Annotated in this window: 19 protein-coding genes and 1 pseudogene; 15 read left to right on the top strand and 5 right to left on the bottom strand. The window is 56.2% G+C overall.

Annotation, left to right across the window (positions count from 1 at the left end; translation table 11 throughout):
* Positions 1–2 precede the first annotated feature (2 nt).
* On the bottom strand, positions 3–332 hold the full coding sequence (arsD, locus tag NGM06_RS21355; RefSeq protein WP_248653057.1) for an arsenite efflux transporter metallochaperone ArsD: 330 nt from the start codon (positions 330–332) through the stop codon (positions 3–5).
* Between the two features lie 244 nt (positions 333–576).
* On the opposite strand from arsD, the gene NGM06_RS21360 reads away from it, so the two are divergent.
* The 4 genes from NGM06_RS21360 to NGM06_RS21375 are packed head-to-tail and all read left to right on the top strand — an operon-like array spanning position 577 to position 3,066.
* Positions 577–975 (top strand): ArsR/SmtB family transcription factor, encoded by a 399-nt coding sequence (locus NGM06_RS21360; protein ID WP_254270707.1) that lies wholly within the window; start codon positions 577–579, stop codon positions 973–975.
* Positions 968–2,131, top strand: coding sequence for an ACR3 family arsenite efflux transporter (arsB, locus tag NGM06_RS21365; protein ID WP_254270708.1), 1,164 nt, complete (start codon positions 968–970; stop codon positions 2,129–2,131). Before NGM06_RS21360 ends, arsB begins: the two co-directional genes overlap by 8 nt.
* 15 nt (positions 2,132–2,146) lie before the next feature.
* Entirely contained in the window at positions 2,147–2,617 is a 471-nt protein-coding gene (locus tag NGM06_RS21370) for an arsenate-mycothiol transferase ArsC (RefSeq protein ID WP_254270709.1), read from the top strand.
* On the top strand, positions 2,614–3,066 hold the full coding sequence (locus NGM06_RS21375) for a low molecular weight phosphatase family protein (protein ID WP_254270710.1): 453 nt from the start codon (positions 2,614–2,616) through the stop codon (positions 3,064–3,066). Before NGM06_RS21370 ends, NGM06_RS21375 begins: the two co-directional genes overlap by 4 nt.
* Before the next feature lie 19 nt (positions 3,067–3,085).
* On the opposite strand, the gene NGM06_RS21380 is transcribed toward NGM06_RS21375, so the two are convergent.
* Positions 3,086–3,316: a helix-turn-helix domain-containing protein gene (locus NGM06_RS21380; protein WP_368410520.1), complete on the bottom strand. Its 231-nt coding sequence runs from the start codon at positions 3,314–3,316 to the stop codon at positions 3,086–3,088.
* A gap of 18 nt (positions 3,317–3,334) precedes the next feature.
* Between NGM06_RS21380 and NGM06_RS21385 the strand changes: the two genes are divergently transcribed.
* Positions 3,335–5,014, top strand: coding sequence for a transposase (locus NGM06_RS21385; protein WP_254270711.1), 1,680 nt, complete (start codon positions 3,335–3,337; stop codon positions 5,012–5,014).
* A 273-nt stretch (positions 5,015–5,287) separates the two neighbouring features.
* Here NGM06_RS21385 and NGM06_RS21390 read toward each other — a convergent pair whose 3' ends face one another.
* Complete coding sequence (locus tag NGM06_RS21390; protein ID WP_254270712.1) at positions 5,288–6,070, bottom strand: helix-turn-helix transcriptional regulator; 783 nt, start codon at positions 6,068–6,070, stop codon at positions 5,288–5,290.
* A gap of 238 nt (positions 6,071–6,308) precedes the next feature.
* On the opposite strand from NGM06_RS21390, the gene NGM06_RS21395 reads away from it, so the two are divergent.
* From NGM06_RS21395 to NGM06_RS21405, 3 genes are all read left to right on the top strand, one after another.
* A complete protein-coding gene (locus tag NGM06_RS21395; protein WP_254270713.1) occupies positions 6,309–7,382 on the top strand; it encodes a hypothetical protein in 1,074 nt (357 codons plus the stop codon).
* A gap of 87 nt (positions 7,383–7,469) precedes the next feature.
* A complete protein-coding gene (locus tag NGM06_RS21400; RefSeq protein WP_254270714.1) occupies positions 7,470–7,760 on the top strand; it encodes a hypothetical protein in 291 nt (96 codons plus the stop codon).
* Positions 7,761–7,922: 162 nt separating this feature from the next.
* Complete coding sequence (locus NGM06_RS21405; RefSeq protein ID WP_254270738.1) at positions 7,923–9,506, top strand: transposase; 1,584 nt, start codon at positions 7,923–7,925, stop codon at positions 9,504–9,506.
* A 352-nt stretch (positions 9,507–9,858) separates the two neighbouring features.
* On the opposite strand, the gene NGM06_RS21410 is transcribed toward NGM06_RS21405, so the two are convergent.
* Positions 9,859–10,068 (bottom strand): hypothetical protein, encoded by a 210-nt coding sequence (locus NGM06_RS21410; protein WP_248653070.1) that lies wholly within the window; start codon positions 10,066–10,068, stop codon positions 9,859–9,861.
* Between the two features lie 48 nt (positions 10,069–10,116).
* On the opposite strand from NGM06_RS21410, the pseudogene NGM06_RS21415 reads away from it, so the two are divergent.
* The 3 genes and pseudogenes from NGM06_RS21415 to NGM06_RS21425 all read left to right on the top strand — a co-directional run.
* A pseudogene (locus NGM06_RS21415) lies at positions 10,117–10,432 on the top strand (transposase); the annotation flags it as partial.
* Between the two features lie 167 nt (positions 10,433–10,599).
* Positions 10,600–11,265: a hypothetical protein gene (locus NGM06_RS21420; protein ID WP_254270715.1), complete on the top strand. Its 666-nt coding sequence runs from the start codon at positions 10,600–10,602 to the stop codon at positions 11,263–11,265.
* A gap of 73 nt (positions 11,266–11,338) precedes the next feature.
* Positions 11,339–11,947, top strand: a complete 609-nt coding sequence (locus tag NGM06_RS21425) for a hypothetical protein (protein WP_254270716.1) — start codon at positions 11,339–11,341, stop codon at positions 11,945–11,947.
* A 674-nt stretch (positions 11,948–12,621) separates the two neighbouring features.
* Here the strand turns inward: NGM06_RS21425 and NGM06_RS21430 are convergent.
* The gene (locus NGM06_RS21430; protein ID WP_328518205.1) at positions 12,622–12,948 is read right to left on the bottom strand and encodes a Fic/DOC family N-terminal domain-containing protein; all 327 of its coding nucleotides are present in this window, start codon (positions 12,946–12,948) and stop codon (positions 12,622–12,624) included.
* Positions 12,949–13,254: 306 nt separating this feature from the next.
* Between NGM06_RS21430 and NGM06_RS21435 the strand changes: the two genes are divergently transcribed.
* From NGM06_RS21435 to NGM06_RS21450, 4 genes are all read left to right on the top strand, one after another.
* Positions 13,255–14,931 (top strand): transposase, encoded by a 1,677-nt coding sequence (locus NGM06_RS21435; RefSeq protein WP_254270717.1) that lies wholly within the window; start codon positions 13,255–13,257, stop codon positions 14,929–14,931.
* Positions 14,932–15,282: 351 nt separating this feature from the next.
* Positions 15,283–16,419, top strand: coding sequence for a tyrosine-type recombinase/integrase (locus NGM06_RS21440; RefSeq protein ID WP_254270718.1), 1,137 nt, complete (start codon positions 15,283–15,285; stop codon positions 16,417–16,419).
* A gap of 257 nt (positions 16,420–16,676) precedes the next feature.
* Positions 16,677–17,801, top strand: a complete 1,125-nt coding sequence (locus NGM06_RS21445) for a mechanosensitive ion channel family protein (RefSeq protein ID WP_254270719.1) — start codon at positions 16,677–16,679, stop codon at positions 17,799–17,801.
* Positions 17,802–18,055: 254 nt separating this feature from the next.
* Positions 18,056–20,260 carry a CDC48 family AAA ATPase gene (locus tag NGM06_RS21450; RefSeq protein ID WP_254270720.1) on the top strand — a complete coding sequence of 735 codons (2,205 nt, stop codon included), beginning with the start codon at positions 18,056–18,058 and terminating at the stop codon, positions 20,258–20,260.
* Positions 20,261–20,288: the final 28 nt, after the last annotated feature.

The following is a 20,288-nucleotide window of genomic DNA, read 5'->3' on the forward strand; positions in this document are numbered from 1 at the left end:
GGTTAAGCCTCCTGGGGCGTGTTCTGTTGCTCGCGGATCTCGCCCGCGAGCTCGTCGTAGGAGAGGTACGCCGATTTGGCGAGTATCTCGTCGTCGAGGACCGTAATGGGGAGGATCGAGGGGCCGTGTTCGTCGACGAGATCGGCGATCGCCTCGGTCTCGAGGAATCGGTCGATGTCGTGTTGCATATTCGCCCTCGACACCTCGAGATCGAATTCCTCTTCGAGTTGATCAAGTGCGGCACTGACCTCGACGAGTTCGTCGTCGGGATCGGGGCCACAGACGCCTGTGGAGCAGCACATCGCCTCTTCGTACAGTGTGAGTTCTATCATATGTGGTCTCCTCGGTTACCGTTCCGGCTGCCGGTAGAGTCGTGGTCACAAACCACCGCATCTAGTTTACCAACGATTCAATTAAAACTCTGTTCAGACATCAGCATAAACACTTTGGTTCGCTCACCCACGAGTACTCGCCCCACTAATGACCTCCATTAACGACTTAATAGAGTATGTGAGTTAATCTTCTGCTAGGAATATTCCGCAATGGTTAATTGAGAGAGTGATCAAGTGATTGCTGATGGCACAAGCGACCGAACGATTACAGCGGTATCTCGATGACGAACTCGGGGAGTGCCGCAGCGAGGATGTCGAGCGCCGTCTCGACGAACTCTCCACGCTTGAGGCCGGACTCGGGACGGCACAGGCGGAGGCCGAACTCGACGTCTTGTCGGCGCTGTCCAACGAGACGCGCTATACGCTCGTGCGCGTCCTCGTTGCAGCCCAAGAGGAACTCTGCGTCTGCGAGCTGAACGCCGTCGTTGACGTGACCGAGAGCGGTCTCAGCCATGCCCTCTCGGCACTCGTCGGCGCAGACCTTGTCGAGGGTTGGAAGGACGGGCGCTGGAAGAAGTATCGGGCTACCAATCGAGCTGTTGCGCTTGTTACCGTTCTTGAGGGAAGCGTGGCAGATGAGTAACGTCGAACACGACCACGGGCCCGACTGCGACTGTGAGAGCTGTGGCGACCCACGGTCGATGGACTTCCTCGACAAGTACCTCACTGTCTGGATCTTTGGTGCGATGGCGATCGGCGTCGGGCTGGGATTCGTCGCCCCATCAGTAACCCAACCGATTCAGGACTTCCACCTCGTCGAGATCGGACTTATCCTGATGATGTACCCGCCACTGGCGAAGGCCGATTACTCGCAACTTCGGACCGTCTTCAGCAACTGGCGGGTACTCGGGTTGAGTCTCATCCAGAACTGGCTGATCGGTCCGACGCTCATGTTCGGGCTCGCCGTATTCTTCTTCAGCGGCCTCGTTCCCGGTCTGCCGGCACGCCCCGAGTACTTCCTCGGGCTCGTGTTCATCGGGATGGCCCGGTGTATCGCGATGGTCCTGGTCTGGAACGAACTCGCAGAAGGATCGACCGAGTACGTCACCGGCCTCGTCGCGTTCAACAGCCTCTTCCAGATCGTCACCTACGGGGTGTACGTCTGGTTCTTCGCACTGTTCCTCCCGCCGCTGCTCGGCATGGAGTCACTCGTGGCCGGGATCACGACCTTCGACATCTCGCCGATGCAGGTGTTTGAGGCGATCGTCATCTTCCTGGGGATTCCGTTCGCGGGCGGCTTCCTGACCCGGTATGTCGGAACTCGCGTCAAGAGCGAAGCCTGGTACGATGATGAGTTCATCCCGAAGATCGATCCGCTGACGCTCGTTGCGTTGCTGTTCACCGTCATCGTGATGTTCGCCACGCAGGGCGGCGCCATCGTCGCCTCGCCGGGCGACGTCCTCTTGATCGCGGTACCGCTGACGATCTACTTCGTCGTGATGTTCCTGGTGAGCTTCGGGATGGGGCGGGGCATCGGCGCAGACTACTCGACGACGACGGCGATCGGCTTCACGGCGGCGTCGAACAACTTCGAGCTCGCCATCGCCGTCGCCGTGGCGGTGTTCGGTGTTGGCTCCGGCGTCGCGTTCGCCACCGTCGTCGGCCCACTCATCGAAGTTCCCGTCCTGCTCGCGCTGGTCAACGTCGCGCTGTACTTCCAGCGAAAGTTCGACTGGCGTGGCGCCACGACCGGACAGCTCACCCCAACTGGTTCAGAACCCACTCCTGAGGATGATTGAGCCCCAAACAATCCAATGATTCCCCAGACAAACTCCGTTGATCCCCTTCGCCTCGCGTTCGTCTGCGTGGAAAACGCGGGTCGAAGTCAGATCGCGGCCGCCATCGCTGAAACCCAAGTTCAGATCCAGGACCGAACGGATATCGAGATCCTCAGCGGTGGGACGGACCCAGCAGAGGAGATCTATCCGGCCGTAATCGACGTAATGCGGGAGAAAGGCTATGACCTGTCGACGCGGACACCGACACAGATCTCCCGCGAGACCCTCAAGGGGTGTGATGTCGTCGCCTTGATGGGGTGTTCGTTGTCGGTCGATGACCTTCCAGTGGGAGTGGTCGTTCGTGACTGGGGGTTCATCGATCCGGCGGATGCTGATACGGAGTCTGTATGGGCAATCAGTACAGAGATCGAACAGCGCGTTATCGAACTAATTGCCGACCTGCCGACCGAAGCGGAACGAAGAAACCACACACACCAGATACAATGACTGAACACAGCGACACCGATCCGATTCGAATCGCCTTTATGTGCGTCCAGAATGCTGGCCGCTCCCAAATGTCCACGGCATTTGCGGAGCGTGAACGGGAGCGACGTGGACTTGAAGACCGCGTCGAAATCCTCACCGGAGGGACGCATCCGGCCGACCACGTGCACGACGAAGTCGTCAACGTGATGGAAGAGGCGGGGTTCGATCTCTCCGAGCGGACGCCACGAGAGATCACGCTGGACGAACTGCGCTCCTGCGACTACGTTGCCACGATGGGCTGCTCGACACTCGACGTCGGCGATGTTGGTGAGGACGTCGATGTCCGTGATTGGGCGCTTGACGATCCGGATGGGCAGGATCTCGACCGAGTACGCGAGATTCGTGATGAAATCGAACAGCGAGTGATTAGTCTATTCCAGGAAATTGAAGACACCGAGACTTCACCGTAATAAATAGATTACGTAGACACTATGGGTTAGATTCTGAATTTGCTGAATGGACGATCGTATTCTCGAGAATGTTCTTTTCTCCATTCCGCAGTCGGGCTATCACTGCTTCCTGCGTAATACCTAATGACTCACCGAGTGCCTCTAGAGTTGTGTTCCGGGGTTTGTCGAAGTAGCCTTCAGTGTACGCTAGAGCTAATGCTTCGTGCTGTTTGTCTGTGAGATTGTACTCCCGTGAATTGAATATCTGGATTCATATGCGTTGTAACAGATGAATTCACCAACTTATAAGTCACGACGAGATGTCTTTCGACGAATTGCTCGGCAATCACATGTGGAGTGGCCGGTATACGACGCGACGCCCCTGTACGAGCGAAGCTCGCTTGACGGTCTAGAATCAGATATTCGGACAATCTCCCAGACCTGGTTCAAACACGACCGCCACGAGTCGGTTGAGAAGTTCGTCTGCGCACTCCCCTTAGCATATTTCAAATTCGACGCATACGACTGCTACGCGGGGCCGACTCGCTACGAGATGGACACTCTCTTTCGCGTGTTCGTCCTGAAGGAACTCCACGGGTGGGAGCACGAGACAGCACTCCTTGAGTACCTCGAAAACCAGCCCGAACTCTGTGAGAGTCTTGATCTAGAGACACTCCCCGACCAATCAACACTCTGGCGTAGTTGGCATATGCGTTTCACTGATGCCCTTCGCGAGACGGTCCAGAAAGCGGCTCGAACGATTCTCATCAAAGCGCAGAACGTGGATGTAGCCGTGCCACGCGAACCAGAACGAAATCTCCCGGATCGAAGCCACGACGCTACTGACTCGGACCCTTACGACCAAGCCATCCTCGACAAGACCGGCACGATTACCAAGCACGTCAGTCGCGTCGTGTTCCCCGCGTTCTCGCTCAATCGTGGCGAGGACTGTGAGATTCCCGAGAACGCCTACTGGGGCTTACAGACCTACTTGGGACTCCGTGAGAACTTGGCCGCCAACGAGGGCGCTCGGAGCTTCATTCACGAGTCGACACGGAAGCGAACACCACTCGGACACTGTCATCGCGACCAGATTCGTGATCTCTCTATCGATCAAATCCGCGAGATGTATCGACAAGCGGTTCGACAACTCACCGACGAGCTCGCAGAGACGGGGGAGTTCTTCCGCGCAGGCATCGTCGCCATCGACATCACCGAGAATGATCCCTTCACGGGCGACCGCACTGGCCACGAAGACGAAATAATCGGGACGAAAGAGAAGAACGATGAGTACGCCTATCAGTGGGCGACCGTCCAGCTGGTCGGTAACGCTGTCCCACTCGTCCTTGATGCCCGCCCGGTACGGAAAGGCGAGTCACGACAGGAGATCGTTGTGGACCTGCTCGACTCCGCTGAGGACCTGATTCACGTCGATAACGTGCTGATGGACCGGGAGTTCGATAGCCAGCACGTCTTGGAGATGATCAGCCAGCGCGGACTGTCGTACGTCGTCCCGAAGCGGATGCAGAACAGCGAGAAAGCCCAAGCCAAGCGGTTGCTCCAACGTGGTCAGGACCGACACGAAACCGACCGGAAGCTCCATCTCGGGAAGAACGAATGGCACGAGACGACGCTGATCTACCGTCGGAAAGAGGGCTCCGAGCACGATGACCATCGACAGTACTCGGTGTTCATGACGAATAGAGGGACTGGGCACCTCACGGAGTACGACTACCGGTGGGAAATCGAGAGTGGCTACAAGTCGATAAAGCGATTCATGGCGGCGACGACGTCGAAGGATTTCGGGCTGCGGTTCTTCTACTTCGCGTTCGCCTGTCTGCTATACTCGATTTGGCGAGCGGTGGACCTGCTGGTACAGGTTGAGTTGACCGATGAGTACGAGCACTCGCCAATTGTGACGGCCGATAACACGCTGACTCTGGTGAAGAAGGAAACGGGAATCGGATAGAGAGGTTTTACCCGTGTTAGCGCGGCGTCTGAGTGGCAACACTGTCGGAAGCCGCCGAAATTCGTGTATGTAGTTGTATTTCCAATATGAATGGCCGTTTGGAGAGCAATCTGAGCCAGTTCCCGATCACTGAACCAGCCAAAACCACGCATCACAGCCCCGCTAAACCCGCTGTAGTCTCAACTTCACAACCTCGGAGGATGGTTTTGATGCGTGCCTTCTATTCAGGAGTGTATGGGATGAATAGAAATTGGCAGCTGATCTCTCGCCTCTTTAGACGCGGCCTCGGAGGAAGACTGGGTCAGCGTCCTGTTTCGCGCGTTCATACTGATCTGTCGCCCAGTCGAGCGCTTCTGGAGTGTCGTTCACGAGGATTCCACACACGCCTTGATCCGTGAAGACGATGATGCCTGCCTCGGCCGAATCGACGATCCAGAGCCCGAAACTGAACGGGATCGATGTAGTGTGCAGGCTCACGTTCTCGTCATCCAGCAGTTCGTCCGTGAGTGTTGGAAACGCGGCACGGGTGCGTTCGAACACGTCTGGTGGGATGAGCAGTTCGAGCGAGTAGTTCTCACCCTGTCTCACACACTCATAGAAGTCTTCGGCGAAGCCAGTCACGACAACCGGTGTCGCAACGGAGACATTTTGTCTGCCTTCGACACTATCGAGGAGCCTATGCATGACCGCATCCGGCATCGATGAATCGGCCTCGTGGACATCTGCTCCGATAACGAATGCGCAGTCGACTGGACTCCCGGAAGAGAGTTCGTTGAACAGTGGTGCCGCCTCAGCAAGATTCTCTAAGCGGTCGAGATACGCGTTTCGTGTCCGGTAGCTGCATAGTCCGAGGGGTGTGGGTTTCCACACGCCGTCTTCGTACGTGGCGAGTTCGGCGTCGGCGAGGTCACGGAGCGCGCGGTCAAGCGTGGAGCGCGACCCGTCCAGGTCGTCTTCGAGGTCACACTTCGAGCGTGGTTGGTCGATGAGCGCGCGGAGGTACAAGTGACGCTCGGCGAGGACGGAATCGAGGCAGTCACCGAGTGGGCGGGGCATGTGAGGCAGTTACATACCGGATGGGCTTAATTTCTTGCATCTATTTAACAGGATAACTATCGGTCCCTCCACGACGGAAAAACTCATGTCGTGGGGGTGGGGGTCAGCCCGTGGGGGGAGGGGGATATGGACTGGGGTGGGGTCGCAACCAATGGGGGAGGCCCCCATCGCATGAATAATTCGTCAGTCGGTGAGATGAATACAATTGCTGGTTATGTGCCACTTGTGGTGTGTCCACATGCCAACCAATGACAGCAATCGGATTGTTAGTCGTCGAAATGCTTCAAAAACCAGTGCAGGACTATTTGCTGCTACAATCGCAGCTCCTACGGTAGAAGCGACTAGCGAGGAAAATTGGACGGACCTAAAGGCGAAATATGAGGTAAAATCGACTTCTACTTTGCCGACCGGTGAGCACTCTGCACGAACACAGATCGTCGAAACAAATGTAGTAGATAAAAATAAAAATATTTTGACTATTGAGAGTTCTGTTACTGAAAATGGAAAATTGGAAAAATCCACATATACTGTTCCTGTAAATGCGCTATTGGCGGAGAAACCCAAAAAGTACCAGAAAGGAGATAAAAAGCTGAGAGAAAGGATCAATGTAGAGGACGGTTGGGTAGATGAGTTCGATGGATTAATTTCAACTGACGAAATCGAATTCAGTCTGGAATTTTCACTTTTAGAGCGGAGTGGTAGTAGCAAGGTTGGTGGAAAAGGAAAACCGATCGTTGTCCTTCCTCAGATCGTCCCACCTGATGGGCGACAAGTCATTTCCTCCGGCTCGATGCCACGTACGACCTCTAAATCACACGAGACAGACGATAACATATCGACACAGGCCTCAGTGACGCGTTATGCCTATTCGCGGTTGACAACTAAAGATAACAGACCAGCAGATATTACGACTGCAAAAAGCGATTTTACTGCGTGGGGTAAAACAAATAGTACGGACACCGAATTTGTGTCTGCGGGCTATAATTGGACTCATCAAACGTCAATTAATTGGTTTATTCTCTATACAGACACAACCACTGCGCCATTCCCCGCACAGGCAGATGTTCATGGAACTGCTGCGTATCAGGGATACTTTCCATTAACTCCGTATACCGATCATTGGCGGGATTTCCATTACCATGAACACGGTATTAGAAAGAATGGCCATTACACCCAATTGGAGGGTACTATTAAGACCGCACCTGAAGCATTCGGGCCGTATGTAACATGGAAATCACAGACGTTCTACAACGGGAATACATTGTATAATACTGGAAGTCGACAATCAGCTCTCTGGTATATCATCGATTGACTCAGAAACAGTGGGTTCAACACTGACAAGCACCATTACTAATTTATGGTCAATAATACATATACCAAAGTCAGTCAAGGGGTCGCCATGCTTTTCGTAATTATTCTCACGGGGATCCTCCTATGGACGCTTCCCCGACCAGGTTATTCTCAGTCTCGGCTTATATTATTTTCAGCTATAATTGGAGGTGCATGGATCGGAATTATTGGAGTAGCTGTGATCAGTTTTAATTATAAAATAGGGTTGTCTATAACGGCTATCGGGACAGGTACATTATTCATTCTTGGTTTTTGGCAAGCTGCTATCGGATTTATCATAATGCCAACAGCTGCTCTGATTCTACTTGCAGCATATCTTTCTTATGAGAATGAATACTGATATATTCCCTCTATTTTGGGTAGGTATTATCTGTGAATAGTTTAGCCAAGCAATTTCAACCCCGCTACAAACAGAACCTTCTATCTCCTGTGTAATTTTGTAATTTATTACAGACCTCATATGAGTGACCTCAACAATCGTTCCAGTATCGACAATTATCGGATGCGCTATCTATGTGAGGCGTATCAGCTCGGTATCGCCATCCGAAACGACCTCTATGAGTCCGATCTCGTCACCGGGTTCGATAACCTCGACCACTCGATTGATTCAGTCGAAGACGGGTATCCTGCCTGGCATCCTGCTCCACTCCCCTTTCGCGCGATGATCCTCGCGTTCATCTTCATGGAGATTACAGGCGAGTCGTACGCCGCCTTTACCCGACGACTGACGCAACAACCGGAGGTAGCCGCTGTCTTTGGTTTCAGCCGAGTGCCGGATGAATCGGCGTTCTCTCGAGCGTGGCGGAATCGATTCGACGACGCTGTCCAGGAGTACGTGCAGACAGCCGCTCACTTCGTCATCAAAGAAGGCCACGATCTCGACATTTCCGCGCCCGAGGTCCGCCCCAAAGCAGAGATCGTTGACGACCCTCCAGTAGAGGAGGACTCAGTAGAAGAAGAGTCGTTCTCCCAGGACGAGATCGTCCAGACGACGCGCCTCGCCCGCGATCACGCGTTCGGCTACTTCGACTCTGGGCGTGGCCCGAACGCCTCGTACGAGGACACGCGATTCTTCGAGTTGCAGACCTTCATGGGGATGGTTCGGTGCGGTACCGCCCAGGGAGCCGCGCGCTTTCAGTATCGACGAGGCGAACAGTACGGCCCGCATGGCGACACCCACCTCCGCGCTGTCAAACAATTCGAACCCGACGAACTTGTGGATGGATTCAATGAGACGACGGATCGCTTACTCTCGGTCATCGCCTCGGAAACCTCGTTCCGCCGGCCAATCACCGCTGCGATCGATATCACGACCATTCCCTACTACGGGGATATCGAAGAGATGCCGATGGTCAGCGGGACAAAAGACGGCGAGGGCCGGGCGTTCAAGTTCGCGACCCTCTCAATCATCGGGCAGAACATCCCGCTCGTCCTGGCTGTTGAACCTGTGCGTGAGAGTTCGGCCTGGGACGAGAACTCGCCGAATCGAATCCACCGGGTCGTTCGACGATTAGTGCTTCGAGCGAAAGAACACGTGCCGATAGAGACCGTGCTGTGTGACCGGGAGTTCGACTCGATGCGCGTCTTCCAGGCCCTCTCGAATCTCGACGTGAACTACCTCATTCCCAAACGCATCACCAGCTCCGAACGCGAAGTAATCGAGCGGATGGAAGAAGACAACCAAGAGGTGGCCGTTGAATCGGCGTCAGTGCACGTTGAGGCCGGCTCGCATCCGATGCGGTTTCTGTACGTGCCGTCGACGAGCGACGAGGGCACGACTGTATTTGCGACGAATCTCCGAGTCGGGCCAGATGAGGCCGAGACGTTCTGTCGGCGCTACAGTCGTCGCTGGCAGATCGAGAACGAGTATAAGAGTATCAAAGGTGACTTTCTCGCGAAGACCTCTTCGAAGGACTACCGCGTCCGGTTGTTCTACTTCGTGTTCGCGGTACTCCTTTACAATATCTGGCGGCTCACCGACTTCCTGCTGAAAGCGGGTGTTGACGGCGAGATGGACTACGCGCCTGTGTTGACCGCGGGTGAGTGTGTGGAGCTGATCGCCTCAGCGTTGATTCCACCCGATTAACAGGCTGAGCCCTCGCTAAGTCCTCCTCTCTAGAGTGGCGACACTATTCAGCAGCGCCAGAATCCGCGCAATTTCACACGTCTATCCGATAGATGCGTCCTAGAGGGTTCGAATTCGATGCTCTATCGGAGAGAAGAACTACGGGTCGACGGAGATTCAGCCTAAAACTAGCCCATCCTCCGAAACTGTGCAACTTCCCGGCCCGACAGTAGTTGAGGTCGGTCGTCTCAATGCATAGAGCATAGTCTCATGGGGTGGTATGGTTTCGACCCTTATTGCAGTCTATTTCTTTTGTAACGGCTGATAGGAACATACTACGAATCGATTGTAGTCCCATCGATAGTCTCACTGATCAATCGAAATGGCTGAAGTTCACCCGTGTCGGGCTGGCTTGCACAACCTCGTCATCGACAAGACAGGGTGCATCAATCCCCTCCTCGAGCTGTCTATCAGTGTTGGTATCCTGATAAATGGCAGTTCTAATAACATTCGTCCTCAAAAAGGCCTGTGTTTCTAATACACCGCCATCGGCGTTGATACCGTTGTCATACGAGTTCTTCATGCACTGACGCCCTGAACTGTCCCGTTGACGTACGTGACCAACAGAATGGTCGTCCCAGTCGCTCCGAACAACGCACGAAACACCGACGATACGCTCGATATCGAGTACAGGGTCGAAGACTAAATCGAGGAACACAGCGAAGACATTCAGATGAAGCAATCGACGCTAGACGAGACGTACAATCGTCATACAGGAGTTGAAAGAGCTAACGAATCAATGAAGGACTGCGGCCTCGGGCGCACCCATGCCCGATGCCGCGTCCACGTACGAGCGCACGTGTTCCTCGCTCTGTGTCTTCGCCTCGTCGTTGCTATCACCAACTACCCACGGAGACAACCCGGGAAACACGACCATCACGGTGTGAGAAGAGCTTTATCGCACTCTCGTTTCATTACCAGTTATTAGACACTCGTTCAGCGTGGGTATTTATCCCAATAGCTGAATATATTTTACAATATTGCATCCATACAAAAGTATTCATGCAAAGGGTTTGATGTTGATTTGCAGCCAAAAATGACTCAAGAAACAAATTTGTCCACTGACGAATCAACACGACGTAGAGTTCTACAAGGCATCGGAGTTACTGGGCTTGGGTTTGCCGGTGTTAGCAACGCAAACGCTGCCACTACGACGATAGGCAATTCTGTGCAGTTCGTGGAGGCAGTGCTTGATTACACGGTGAACTCAGCTAGTCCGGATGTCGTACAACGGTCTGTAGTTGAGATTGACAATCCGAAAGGTTTCTCAGTGAACTTGGAGGAGCAGAAAATCGTTTTTAACCAATTTGCCCGCTCAGGTCTTGTATCAGAAGTAAAGGCAGCCGAAGAAGCTGTCGCAACAAGTAACCAACATTTGGAGGCCAACTTCGATGGCCATCAGAAAATGCAGTACTTGGTAACTGATCGGACTGAGGACCTTCGTCCACTCCGTGGTGTTCTGACGAAGCGACCGTTCACTCCTCCGCAGTTCAAAGCTCAGTTTGTCGGTGACACTGTTCGGTTTACTGGGCCTCAGTCTATCGAAGTTCCTGTTGGGAGGGAGACATCACGCAATCTTCCAGAACGCGAGGTTGTGGTAAAAATCCGCCCGGAGAGGAGCTCTGACACCTATCCAAAAAAGAGTATAGAACAGCACACTGTCACACCGGTTATTACAGTTCGCAACCACGGCTCGCTTGAGATTCACAAGGTGAAATAAAATGTCATACACAAAAACTGGAGGAAGTTCGCGGGGTGACACGAACAAAGATCACACAATGCGGATTAAGGTAATGAAGGCAAAGGTCCCCAGCACAAGTGAGCTTGATACGGTATATCAGGCGGTTCTCAACGCACTGGATCAAATTATGGACGAGACAGGAAGTGCCTATGGTATGGACATACCAGGTTATGTAATAGAAAAGTATGAAACTGACCACTCTTTAAATTGTTCCAATATGGAAAGTTCCGCGACGACGTGGTTGGATAATAATGGGTTCACCGATGGACAGTTCCTCTGGGTGACAAACTGTTCCGATGCCTTCGCTGATTCAGAAGGGGCATGGGAGGGTCGGACTGAGGCATTCGTCAGTACCGACTGGTACTCCGGTGACATGCTGGGAGCCGTGGCAATTCAAGAGGCATTACATTCCTTCCTGCTGGACAGTTGTCTCAAGCTTCCAGGGGATGATCACTCACTCGGCCAGGATGCTGATGAGGGTTCATATGATAATGCAACACCAATGGTCGCCTCATACGGTGATAGTAGCGAAAATTACGAGTCTAAGGGAGACTGCAACCGCGATAAGAATACTGATGGTGTGACTTACGATATTACCTACTGTACGGTTGAAGGAATGAACTATTCTAGAGAGCATGCCTACAATAACGGTGTACACTAACGTATAGAAAGTAATAATCTCTAATCTGTGTTCTATATTTGAGTTCGGTAGAGACAGACTGTCTGCGTTCCGCTTATGAGCACTCAATGATCTGCACAGTAAACTCAGTCGCCGCTCGTTCGTCGGGACGCTGGTAGACGATCTTAATGTCTGTTGGAAGATGATTTTGTGCCGTTAGTTCGACTTGATACTGATACGAGGCACCAGCGCAGTCAACACTCTCGGGGGGGTCTGAGTTGGTCCAACGGGGATACAAGACCAGTTCTGCGTACCGCTCGGTGCTGTTGTATTGGAGCGCCCGAATAGCCACTGTCCGACAACTACTCGTCGAGAACCACCCACTGAGCGTTGCGCTCTGAGCCGTGCAGTCGCCGGACTGAGACACACTCTCCTCATTTTCTCCGGCCGTCCCATCGTATGAGACACTCGTGACGGTCGCTGACAGACCATCTGTTTCCTTTTGTTTTGTCGCTGTTGGAGATCCAGCTGTAGGTGAATTGAGTGTCGAGAGACATCCTGCGACACTTGCAACGCTTATTGCACCAAAAGAAGAGAGGAGGGCACGGCGATTCATAGTGAGATTATTGAGTGCCGAGAGGTAAAATTATCCCTTAGGCTCAAAGAGTAGCTGAGTCAACAACACCATTATATCAGATACCGACTTGGTGGCTGTTTCAGTAGGAACAGTGTCGAGACAATAGGGTTTGCTTCGTCCCCGCGTACCCCGAGAGCAATCGGTGAAGCATCTCACACAACAACTCGACGGTGACAGTCTTACCTGCCGTTATCGCATCTCGGCTGTGTGTCAGGGCGTGCAAGTAGTTTATGATCTCCTGGGTACCCTGTCGTCTGTCCTCGTCGATGAACGTCTCCTGTCCTGCTTCATACGCGTAGATATCTGAGAGGGTCACATGAGTGCCTTCGATCTGGGACGCTTCCAGTGTCTCCTTCCGAATGAACGGTTCAATGAGGATCTCTCTTGACCCGATGCGAGGGCCAATGCCGTGGAGCCGGCTTAGCTTGCGTCGCCCTCGCTAACGGGCATCAGTTGGTCAGTGCTAGTTGTGGGCGGTAACGGATCCAGGTTTGAACGCCGAATACGTTCCCTTTGGGGTCGTAATCGGAACGATTTCACCGGGTGCCGTCTCTTCGAAGTCGTCTCGATCCATTACTGGTAGTAGCCGTACAAAACACGATCCATTATTGGCATTTTGATCCTAAATCAAAATAGCGCAGAGGCGGATTGCACCATTGCAACTACTACCAGAGAGTGGCGTTTTTGAGAGAGTCGTGTTCAACGTCCCGTAGTGGTTGCAATTCGTGAGTCGCGACGAACTGTCTTTCGACGGATTGCCCAACGAACGCACGTCGAGTGGCCAGTATACGATGCCACGCCAGTATACGATCGAAGCACGCTTGCCGGGTTGGAGTCCGATATCCGGACGGTCTCACAGACGTGGTTTAGGCACGACCGCCATGTATCGGTTGAGAACTTCGTCTGCTCACTCCCTCTGGCGTATTTCGTATTCGCCGCGCACGACCGCTATGTGGGGGCGACTCGCTACGAGATGGACACGCTCTTTCGCGTCTTCGTTCTGAAAGAATGCCACGGATGGGAGCACGAAACCGCACTAATTGAGTACCTTGAGCGTCGTCCAGCACTCTGCGACCAACTGGATCTGGAGACAGTACCGAACCAATCAACGCTGTGGCGCAGCTGGCACAACCGGTTCACTGCCGAGCTTCGCAGTACAGTCGAGACAGCTGCGCGGACCATCCTCATCAAAGCCCAGAACGCGGGTGTCACCGTTCCGCGCAAGCCAGAAAGACACCTTCCATCTCGAGGTGGCAAAGAGGACGAATCGGACCCAGACAATCGAACTGTCCTCGACGAAGCGGCACCGATCACGGACCACATCAGCCGCGTCGTATTCCCCGCGTTCTCACTGAATCGTGGCGACGGTTGTGAGATTCATGAGAACGCCTACTGGGACTTACAGACGTATCTCGGGCTTCGTGAGCGGCTGGCTGTCAATGAAGGCGCTCGCAGTTTCGTCTACGAGTCGATGCGTGAGCGGACACCGCTGGGGCACGTCCATCGCGAGCACATCCGTGACCTCTCAATCGAACAGACTCGCGAGATGTACCGACAGGCGGTAGATCGGTTGTTAGGAGAAGTCTCGGAGACAGAGCAGTTCTTCCGGGCCGGGATCATCGCGATCGACATCACCGAAGCGGATTCCTTCACCGGTGTTCGAACGGGACACGAAGACGAAATTATAGGGACGAAGGAGAAGACCGATGAGTACGCTTACCAGTGGGCCACTGTCCAGCTGGTCGGCAACGCCATCCCGATCGTGTTGGATGCTCGCCCTGTTCGACGAGGTGAGTCACGCAAGGAGATCGTCGAGGACCTTCTCAACTCCGCCGAGGAATTGGTCCATGTCGATAACGTGCTGATGGATAGGGAGTTCGATAGCCAGCATGTTTTGGAAATGATTAGCCAGCGCGGACTCTCATACGTCGTGCCGAAACGAATGCAGACGAGCGAGAGAGCTCAGGCGAAGCGACTCCTCCAGCGGGATGATGATCGATACGAAGCGGACCGCAAACTCCATCTCGGGAATAACGAGTGGCACGAGACGACGCTGATCTACCGGCGCAAAGAGAACGCTGAGCACGATGATCACCGGCAGTACTCAGTGTTTATGTCGAATCATGGCGGGAGTTTCCTCACCGAGTATGCGTATCGCTGGGAGATCGAGAGTGGGTATCGGTCGATCAAGCGATTCATGGCGGCGACGACCTCGAAGGATTTCGGACTCCGGTTCTTCTATTTCGCGTTCGCGTGTCTGCTGTATTCGATCTGGCGGGCAGTCGATGCGCTGGTGCAGGTCGAATTGACCGGTGAGTACGAACATTCGCCACTCGTGACGGCGGACAATACGCTAACGCTGTTGAAGAAGGAGACTGGAATCGGATAGACCGCGGCTATTTGCTGAGATAGTCGAGTCGTGAGTGGCGACACTATGGAGCAGAGAGGAAAATTCCTGAACTAGTTACAAATTCGATAAGGTGGTGTGGTTGAGAGCCGATCTGAAGCTGTCTTGTCTCACTGATCCGTCCGAAACCACGCATTACAGCCCCGCTAAACCCGCTGTAGTCTCAACTTCACAGCCAGCAATTTCGATATATCGTTAATTGATTTATAGATGGCAATATGCCGCGCCGTCTTGCGATTTTACGTCCAAAACACCGTCTCGGGTCCACTTTGCATTAGGACAGTAATACCGAGTGATTTTTGTCACCCCGGCGCCGTACCAACAGCACGAACCGTGGACAACCGAAAGGACAGCTCTTCCGCCCGGAGAACCAACTTCGACGACGCCCTCGGCGACTACGTTCGGAGCAAAGCCGTCGCGGACCCGGAGGGGACCGGCTCGGGAAACTACGTCTCGAACGCCGAGTCGGTCGTCCGACGCTGGGCCGACTGGCTCGACCGCGAGGAGAACGTCGAGTCGCTGGACGCGGTGGAACCGATACACCTCCGGCGGTACGCCCGCCACCTCAAGACGAAGGTCCGGCAAGACGAGTACGCCGCCAGCACCGCACAGACGTACTACGCCTACGTGCGAGCGTTCCTGACGTGGTGCGCGCGCGACCAACTGCTCGAATCGAATCCGGCGGAAGACGAAATCGCGCTCGAAGAGCTACCCGACGACCCCGGGACGAGAGAGACCCAGCAGTTCTGGAGTCCGGACGACCGACGGCAACTCGAATCGTACGTCCGCCAGCGAGCACTCGAAGCCATCGAGTCCGGCGACGACACCCAGAAACGCAAGCGACTCCGCCAGCACGCACTCGTCGCGCTGCTCGCGCACACGGGCGTCCGCGGCGCGGAGGTGTTCTCTCACCCCAAAGACGACCGGCGAAACGGCGCGACGTGGGCCGACGTCGATTGGGAGAACGGTGCACTCCGGGTCCTCGGGAAGAGCCAAGAGTACGAGTACGCACCGCTCCCCGACGTGGCACAGAAACCGCTCCGACGGTGGAAGGACGAACTCGACCCGCCGACGACCGAGTTTCCGCTGTTCCCGACCGAACACGCACCGTCGAAGTACAGCGCAGTCCGGTCGCAGGTGACGGATATCGACCTCGAAGCGGCGGATATCGACGCAGTAGTCCGGGAGAACGAGGTCGCCCTCCCCGCGATTTCGACGGAGGGCGCACGCTCCGTGATGAAGCGTCTCTGTGACGAGGCAGACCTCGACGTGGACGGCGAATATCTGAAACCCCACGGGGCGCGACGCGGTCTCGGCGACGAACTGTACCGATCGAACCCGACTGACGCTCAAGCCGCGCTTCGCCACTCCTCGATATCGGTTACGAACGAGAGTTACTCGCACATCGAAGCGGGAGAAATCGGCGACGTCATCGACAGCACTCGGGAGAGAGGCGAAAACGGAGGATAGCGATACTCACGTGGCCGATACCGTGAAGATTTCCCGACGGTGGTTGCGACACTGGGGACGAGCGGACGATACACCGTCGCCGAACCGCCATAAACCTCTTTTCGATATACCGAAATTCCCTGTCTCGTCTCGTGAACGCCTCCGAAACGAGGCGGGGCTACTCTACGGACGTATCGTCGGTCACTCGCTCCTCGAACGCTCCGAGAACGATATCGAGACACGGTGGTTTATATGGTGTGCCTTCATTGACGAGTTCGGTGACAGGAATTATCCCCGGTGTATCGTCGGTTCTACCGCCGCTCCAGTTCGGTACCTCTCTCCACGAAACCCTCGCGGTCGTCTCGGTCGCCGTGGTGGCCGGTGCGGTAATCTGGCGTCTGGGCGAGCGCTTGAAGGCCCGATTTCGAACCGAGAACGCGGAGATCGTGCGGGCGGGACTGCTGTTGGTGTTAGCGAGCGTCGTCGCGGCCGTCTTGGTGAGCGAGTGGAACGCGACGGGCGACATGCTCTCGGTCGTCGGCGCGATTCGACTCGGCGTCGACGCGGGGGTTCGCGTGCTGATTACGGTCGTCCTGTTCGTCGCCGCGCACACCGTCACCCGCATCCTGAAGCGACTGCTCCTCGGCGGCAGTCACGCCAAGAGTCGGGCCACGTCCGAGCACCAGCGCAGAGTCGTCTTCTACGTCAGTCAGGTTGTCATCTACATCGTCGCCGTCTTCGGAACGTTCTCGCTCTGGGGGATTCAAGTGAGCGACCTCCTCTTGGGAGCGGGCGTCCTCGGCGTCATCCTCGGTCTCGCGTTCCAGAACACGCTCGGGTCGATTCTCGCGGGGTTCGTCCTCATGCTCTCGCGTCCGTTCGACGTCGGCCACTGGGTCCGAATCGGTGATCACGAGGGGTTCATTTCGGAGATCACGATCGCCCACGTCCGACTTCGTAACCTCGACGGCGAACACGTAGTCCTCCCGAACGAAGCCGTCAGCAATCGAACTATCGTCAACCGGAGTTTAGAGGGGAAACTTCGCCACTGCGTGGAAGTCGGTGTGGACTATGGCGTGGACCCGGAGCACGCGGAGTCCGTCGCCCGAGAGGCGATAGCGGACCTCGACGAGATCATGACCCAGCCCGCGCCACAGGTACTCCCAGTGCGATTCGACGATTCGGCCGTGGTACTCGAACTGCGGTTCTGGATCGAGAACCCGACGCCACAGCGCAAGTGGCGGGCCGCTCAGGCCGTCATCTACAGTGTCAAGACCGCGTTCAACCGCGAAGGCATCAAAATACCGTTCCCGCAGCGAGAACTGACCCAGCGGAGAACGGATGCCAACGTTCGCGACGCCGAGAGTCGCTCGCGGGACTCCGTCGATACGAGCCGGTCGTAGTCCCGGACGCACCCGAGCGAACTCGACTGAACGCCGTTCCGATTGCCGCGTTCGACTGTCGCGTTTCGCTTGTTGCGTGCGGCCATTTGGGTTTAGACGTTCGTACCGAGCGTGGATTTTGTCGTCGGAAGTACCCACATCTATTTCAGTTTGGTCCGCGTAAGTATGGTATATCCAGTGCGGTACTTGTCTCGGTGATTTGAGGTGTCGGCAGTTTTCCGTTCGAGTACGGTCTGGACAGAGAGACAACATTCATGAAACTAATTGTCAAACCGCTCGACCGGAAGAGTGCTGGGAAGGGTATCGCGGCCATCGACAGCGAGGCGATGGAGGAACTCGGCGTTTCGAACGGTGACTTCGTCACTATCGAAGGCGAGGACGGTACTGCGGTCGCCCGCGTCCGGCCGGGACGGTCGGGCGAGCGACAGTGGGGCGTCGTCGGCATCGACGGCCAGACCCGGAAGACCACCGGCGCACGAATCGACCAACTCGTTCGGGTCGAACAGACCGACGTCGCCGCGGCCGACGAGCTAACGATAGCACTCCCCGGCGGGCTTCAGATTCGCGGCAACCTCGCCTCGTATCTGCGCGATAAACTCGCCAACCGCGCGGTTCGGGCGGGACAGACCGTCCCCGTCGCGCTCGGATTCGGTTCCCTGACGGGCCGGTCGAGTCGCCGGATTCCGGTCCGAATCGTGGATACTGAACCGAGCGGGACCGTGGTCGTCACGCAGTCGACGTCCATCGATGTCGCCGAGCAGTCCGCCGAGGAAGTGGACGTGGAACGCGGTGACGAGGCGTCCCGCGACTCCGAGTCCCCCGGCGTCACCTACGAGGACGTCGGCGGCCTCGACGACGAACTCGACCAAGTCCGGGAGATGATAGAGTTGCCGATGTCCCATCCCGAACTGTTCCAAGCGCTCGGCATCGAACCGCCGCAGGGCGTCCTGCTCCACGGCCCGCCCGGCACGGGCAAGACCCTCATCGCGAAGGCGGTCGCCAACGAGATAGACGCCAACTTCCAGACCATCTCCGGGCCGGAGATCATGTCGAAGTACCACGGCGAGAGCGAGGAGCGGTTGCGCGAGGTGTTCGACGAGGCCGGAGAGAACGAACCGGCGATCATCTTCATCGACGAGATAGACTCCATCGCGCCGAAGCGAGACGACACGCAGGGCGACGTGGAACGCCGCGTGGTCGCCCAACTGCTCTCGCTGATGGACGGACTGGAGGACCGCGGTCAGGTGACCGTCATCGGGACGACGAACCGCGTCGATTCCATCGACAACGCGCTGCGCCGCGGCGGCCGCTTCGACCGCGAGATAGAGATCGGCGCGCCGGACACGCGGGGCCGAGAGGAGATTCTCCAAGTCCACACCCGCGAGATGCCCATCGCCGAGTCGGTCGACATCGAACAGTACGCCGAGAACACCCACGGCTTCGTCGGCGCGGACTTGGAGAGCCTCGTCCGCGAGGCGGCGATGAACGCGCTCCGACGCGTTCGCCCCGACCTCGACCTCGAAGGCGACGAGATCGACGCCGAGACGCTCGAAGCGCTCGAAGTGACCGAGGCGGACTTCCGGGCGGCGCTCCGGGAGATCGACCCGAGCGCGCTCCGAGAGGTGTTCGTCGAGACACCCGACGTCACGTGGGACGACGTCGGCGGTCTCGCGGAGACCAAGGCCCGACTGCAGGAGGCCATCCAGTGGCCGATGGAGTACCCCGACGCCTACAGGCAGGTGGACCTCCAGTCGCCGAAGGGCATCATGCTCCACGGACCGCCGGGCACTGGCAAGACGCTGCTCGCGAAGGCCGTCGCCAACGAGGCTCAGTCGAACTTCATCTCGGTCAAGGGCCCCGAACTGTTCGACAAGTACGTCGGCGAGTCCGAGAAGGGCGTTAGGGAAATCTTCGAGAAGGCGCGGTCGAACGCGCCGACCGTCATCTTCTTCGACGAGATCGACTCCATCGCGACCAAGCGCGGGAGCGGTGGCAGCGATTCGAACGTCGGCGAGCGCGTCGTCTCCCAACTGCTGACCGAACTCGACGGGTTGGAGGAACTGGAGGACGTGGTCGTCATCGCGGCGACGAACCGACCCGACCTCATCGACGACGCCCTGACGCGCGCGGGCCGCATCGAGCGCAAGATAGAGGTCGGCGAACCCGACGAGGAGACCCGACGCGAAATCCTGAAGATTCACACCCGGAACCGGCCGCTCGCCGACGACGTGGACATCGACCACCTCGCGGCCGAGACGGAGGGCTTCGTGGGTGCGGACTTGGCGGCGCTGTGCCGCGAGGCGGCCACCGCGGCCGTTCGCGAGCACGTCCGGTCGCAGTCCGGTGAGGAACCGATGGCCGTCGAGGACATCGTGCTCACGCAGGCCCACTTCGATGCTGCACTCGCGGATATCAATCCGGAAGACGCCGACGACTCGTCAGAGACCGACGAGGTGTAATCGGCACTCGGGCGGTTCGTTCGACGGG

Source organism: Halorussus aquaticus, assembly GCF_024218795.1.
In the GTDB taxonomy this organism is placed as follows: Archaea; Halobacteriota; Halobacteria; order Halobacteriales; family Haladaptataceae; genus Halorussus; species Halorussus aquaticus.

Excerpts from the sequence above, each read along its gene's own strand:
- arsD (WP_248653057.1), bottom strand. The coding sequence starts at position 332 with ATGATAGAACTCACACTGTACGAAGAGGCGATGTGCTGCTCCACAGGC.
- NGM06_RS21360 (WP_254270707.1), top strand. The coding sequence starts at position 577 with ATGGCACAAGCGACCGAACGATTACAGCGGTATCTCGATGACGAACTC.
- arsB (WP_254270708.1), top strand. The coding sequence starts at position 968 with ATGAGTAACGTCGAACACGACCACGGGCCCGACTGCGACTGTGAGAGC.
- NGM06_RS21370 (WP_254270709.1), top strand. The coding sequence starts at position 2,147 with ATGATTCCCCAGACAAACTCCGTTGATCCCCTTCGCCTCGCGTTCGTC.
- NGM06_RS21375 (WP_254270710.1), top strand. The coding sequence starts at position 2,614 with ATGACTGAACACAGCGACACCGATCCGATTCGAATCGCCTTTATGTGC.
- NGM06_RS21385 (WP_254270711.1), top strand. The coding sequence starts at position 3,335 with ATGAATTCACCAACTTATAAGTCACGACGAGATGTCTTTCGACGAATT.
- NGM06_RS21390 (WP_254270712.1), bottom strand. The coding sequence starts at position 6,070 with ATGCCCCGCCCACTCGGTGACTGCCTCGATTCCGTCCTCGCCGAGCGT.
- NGM06_RS21395 (WP_254270713.1), top strand. The coding sequence starts at position 6,309 with ATGCCAACCAATGACAGCAATCGGATTGTTAGTCGTCGAAATGCTTCA.
- NGM06_RS21400 (WP_254270714.1), top strand. The coding sequence starts at position 7,470 with ATGCTTTTCGTAATTATTCTCACGGGGATCCTCCTATGGACGCTTCCC.
- NGM06_RS21405 (WP_254270738.1), top strand. The coding sequence starts at position 7,923 with ATGCGCTATCTATGTGAGGCGTATCAGCTCGGTATCGCCATCCGAAAC.
- NGM06_RS21410 (WP_248653070.1), bottom strand. The coding sequence starts at position 10,068 with ATGAAGAACTCGTATGACAACGGTATCAACGCCGATGGCGGTGTATTA.
- NGM06_RS21425 (WP_254270716.1), top strand. The coding sequence starts at position 11,339 with ATGAAGGCAAAGGTCCCCAGCACAAGTGAGCTTGATACGGTATATCAG.
- NGM06_RS21450 (WP_254270720.1), top strand. The coding sequence starts at position 18,056 with ATGAAACTAATTGTCAAACCGCTCGACCGGAAGAGTGCTGGGAAGGGT.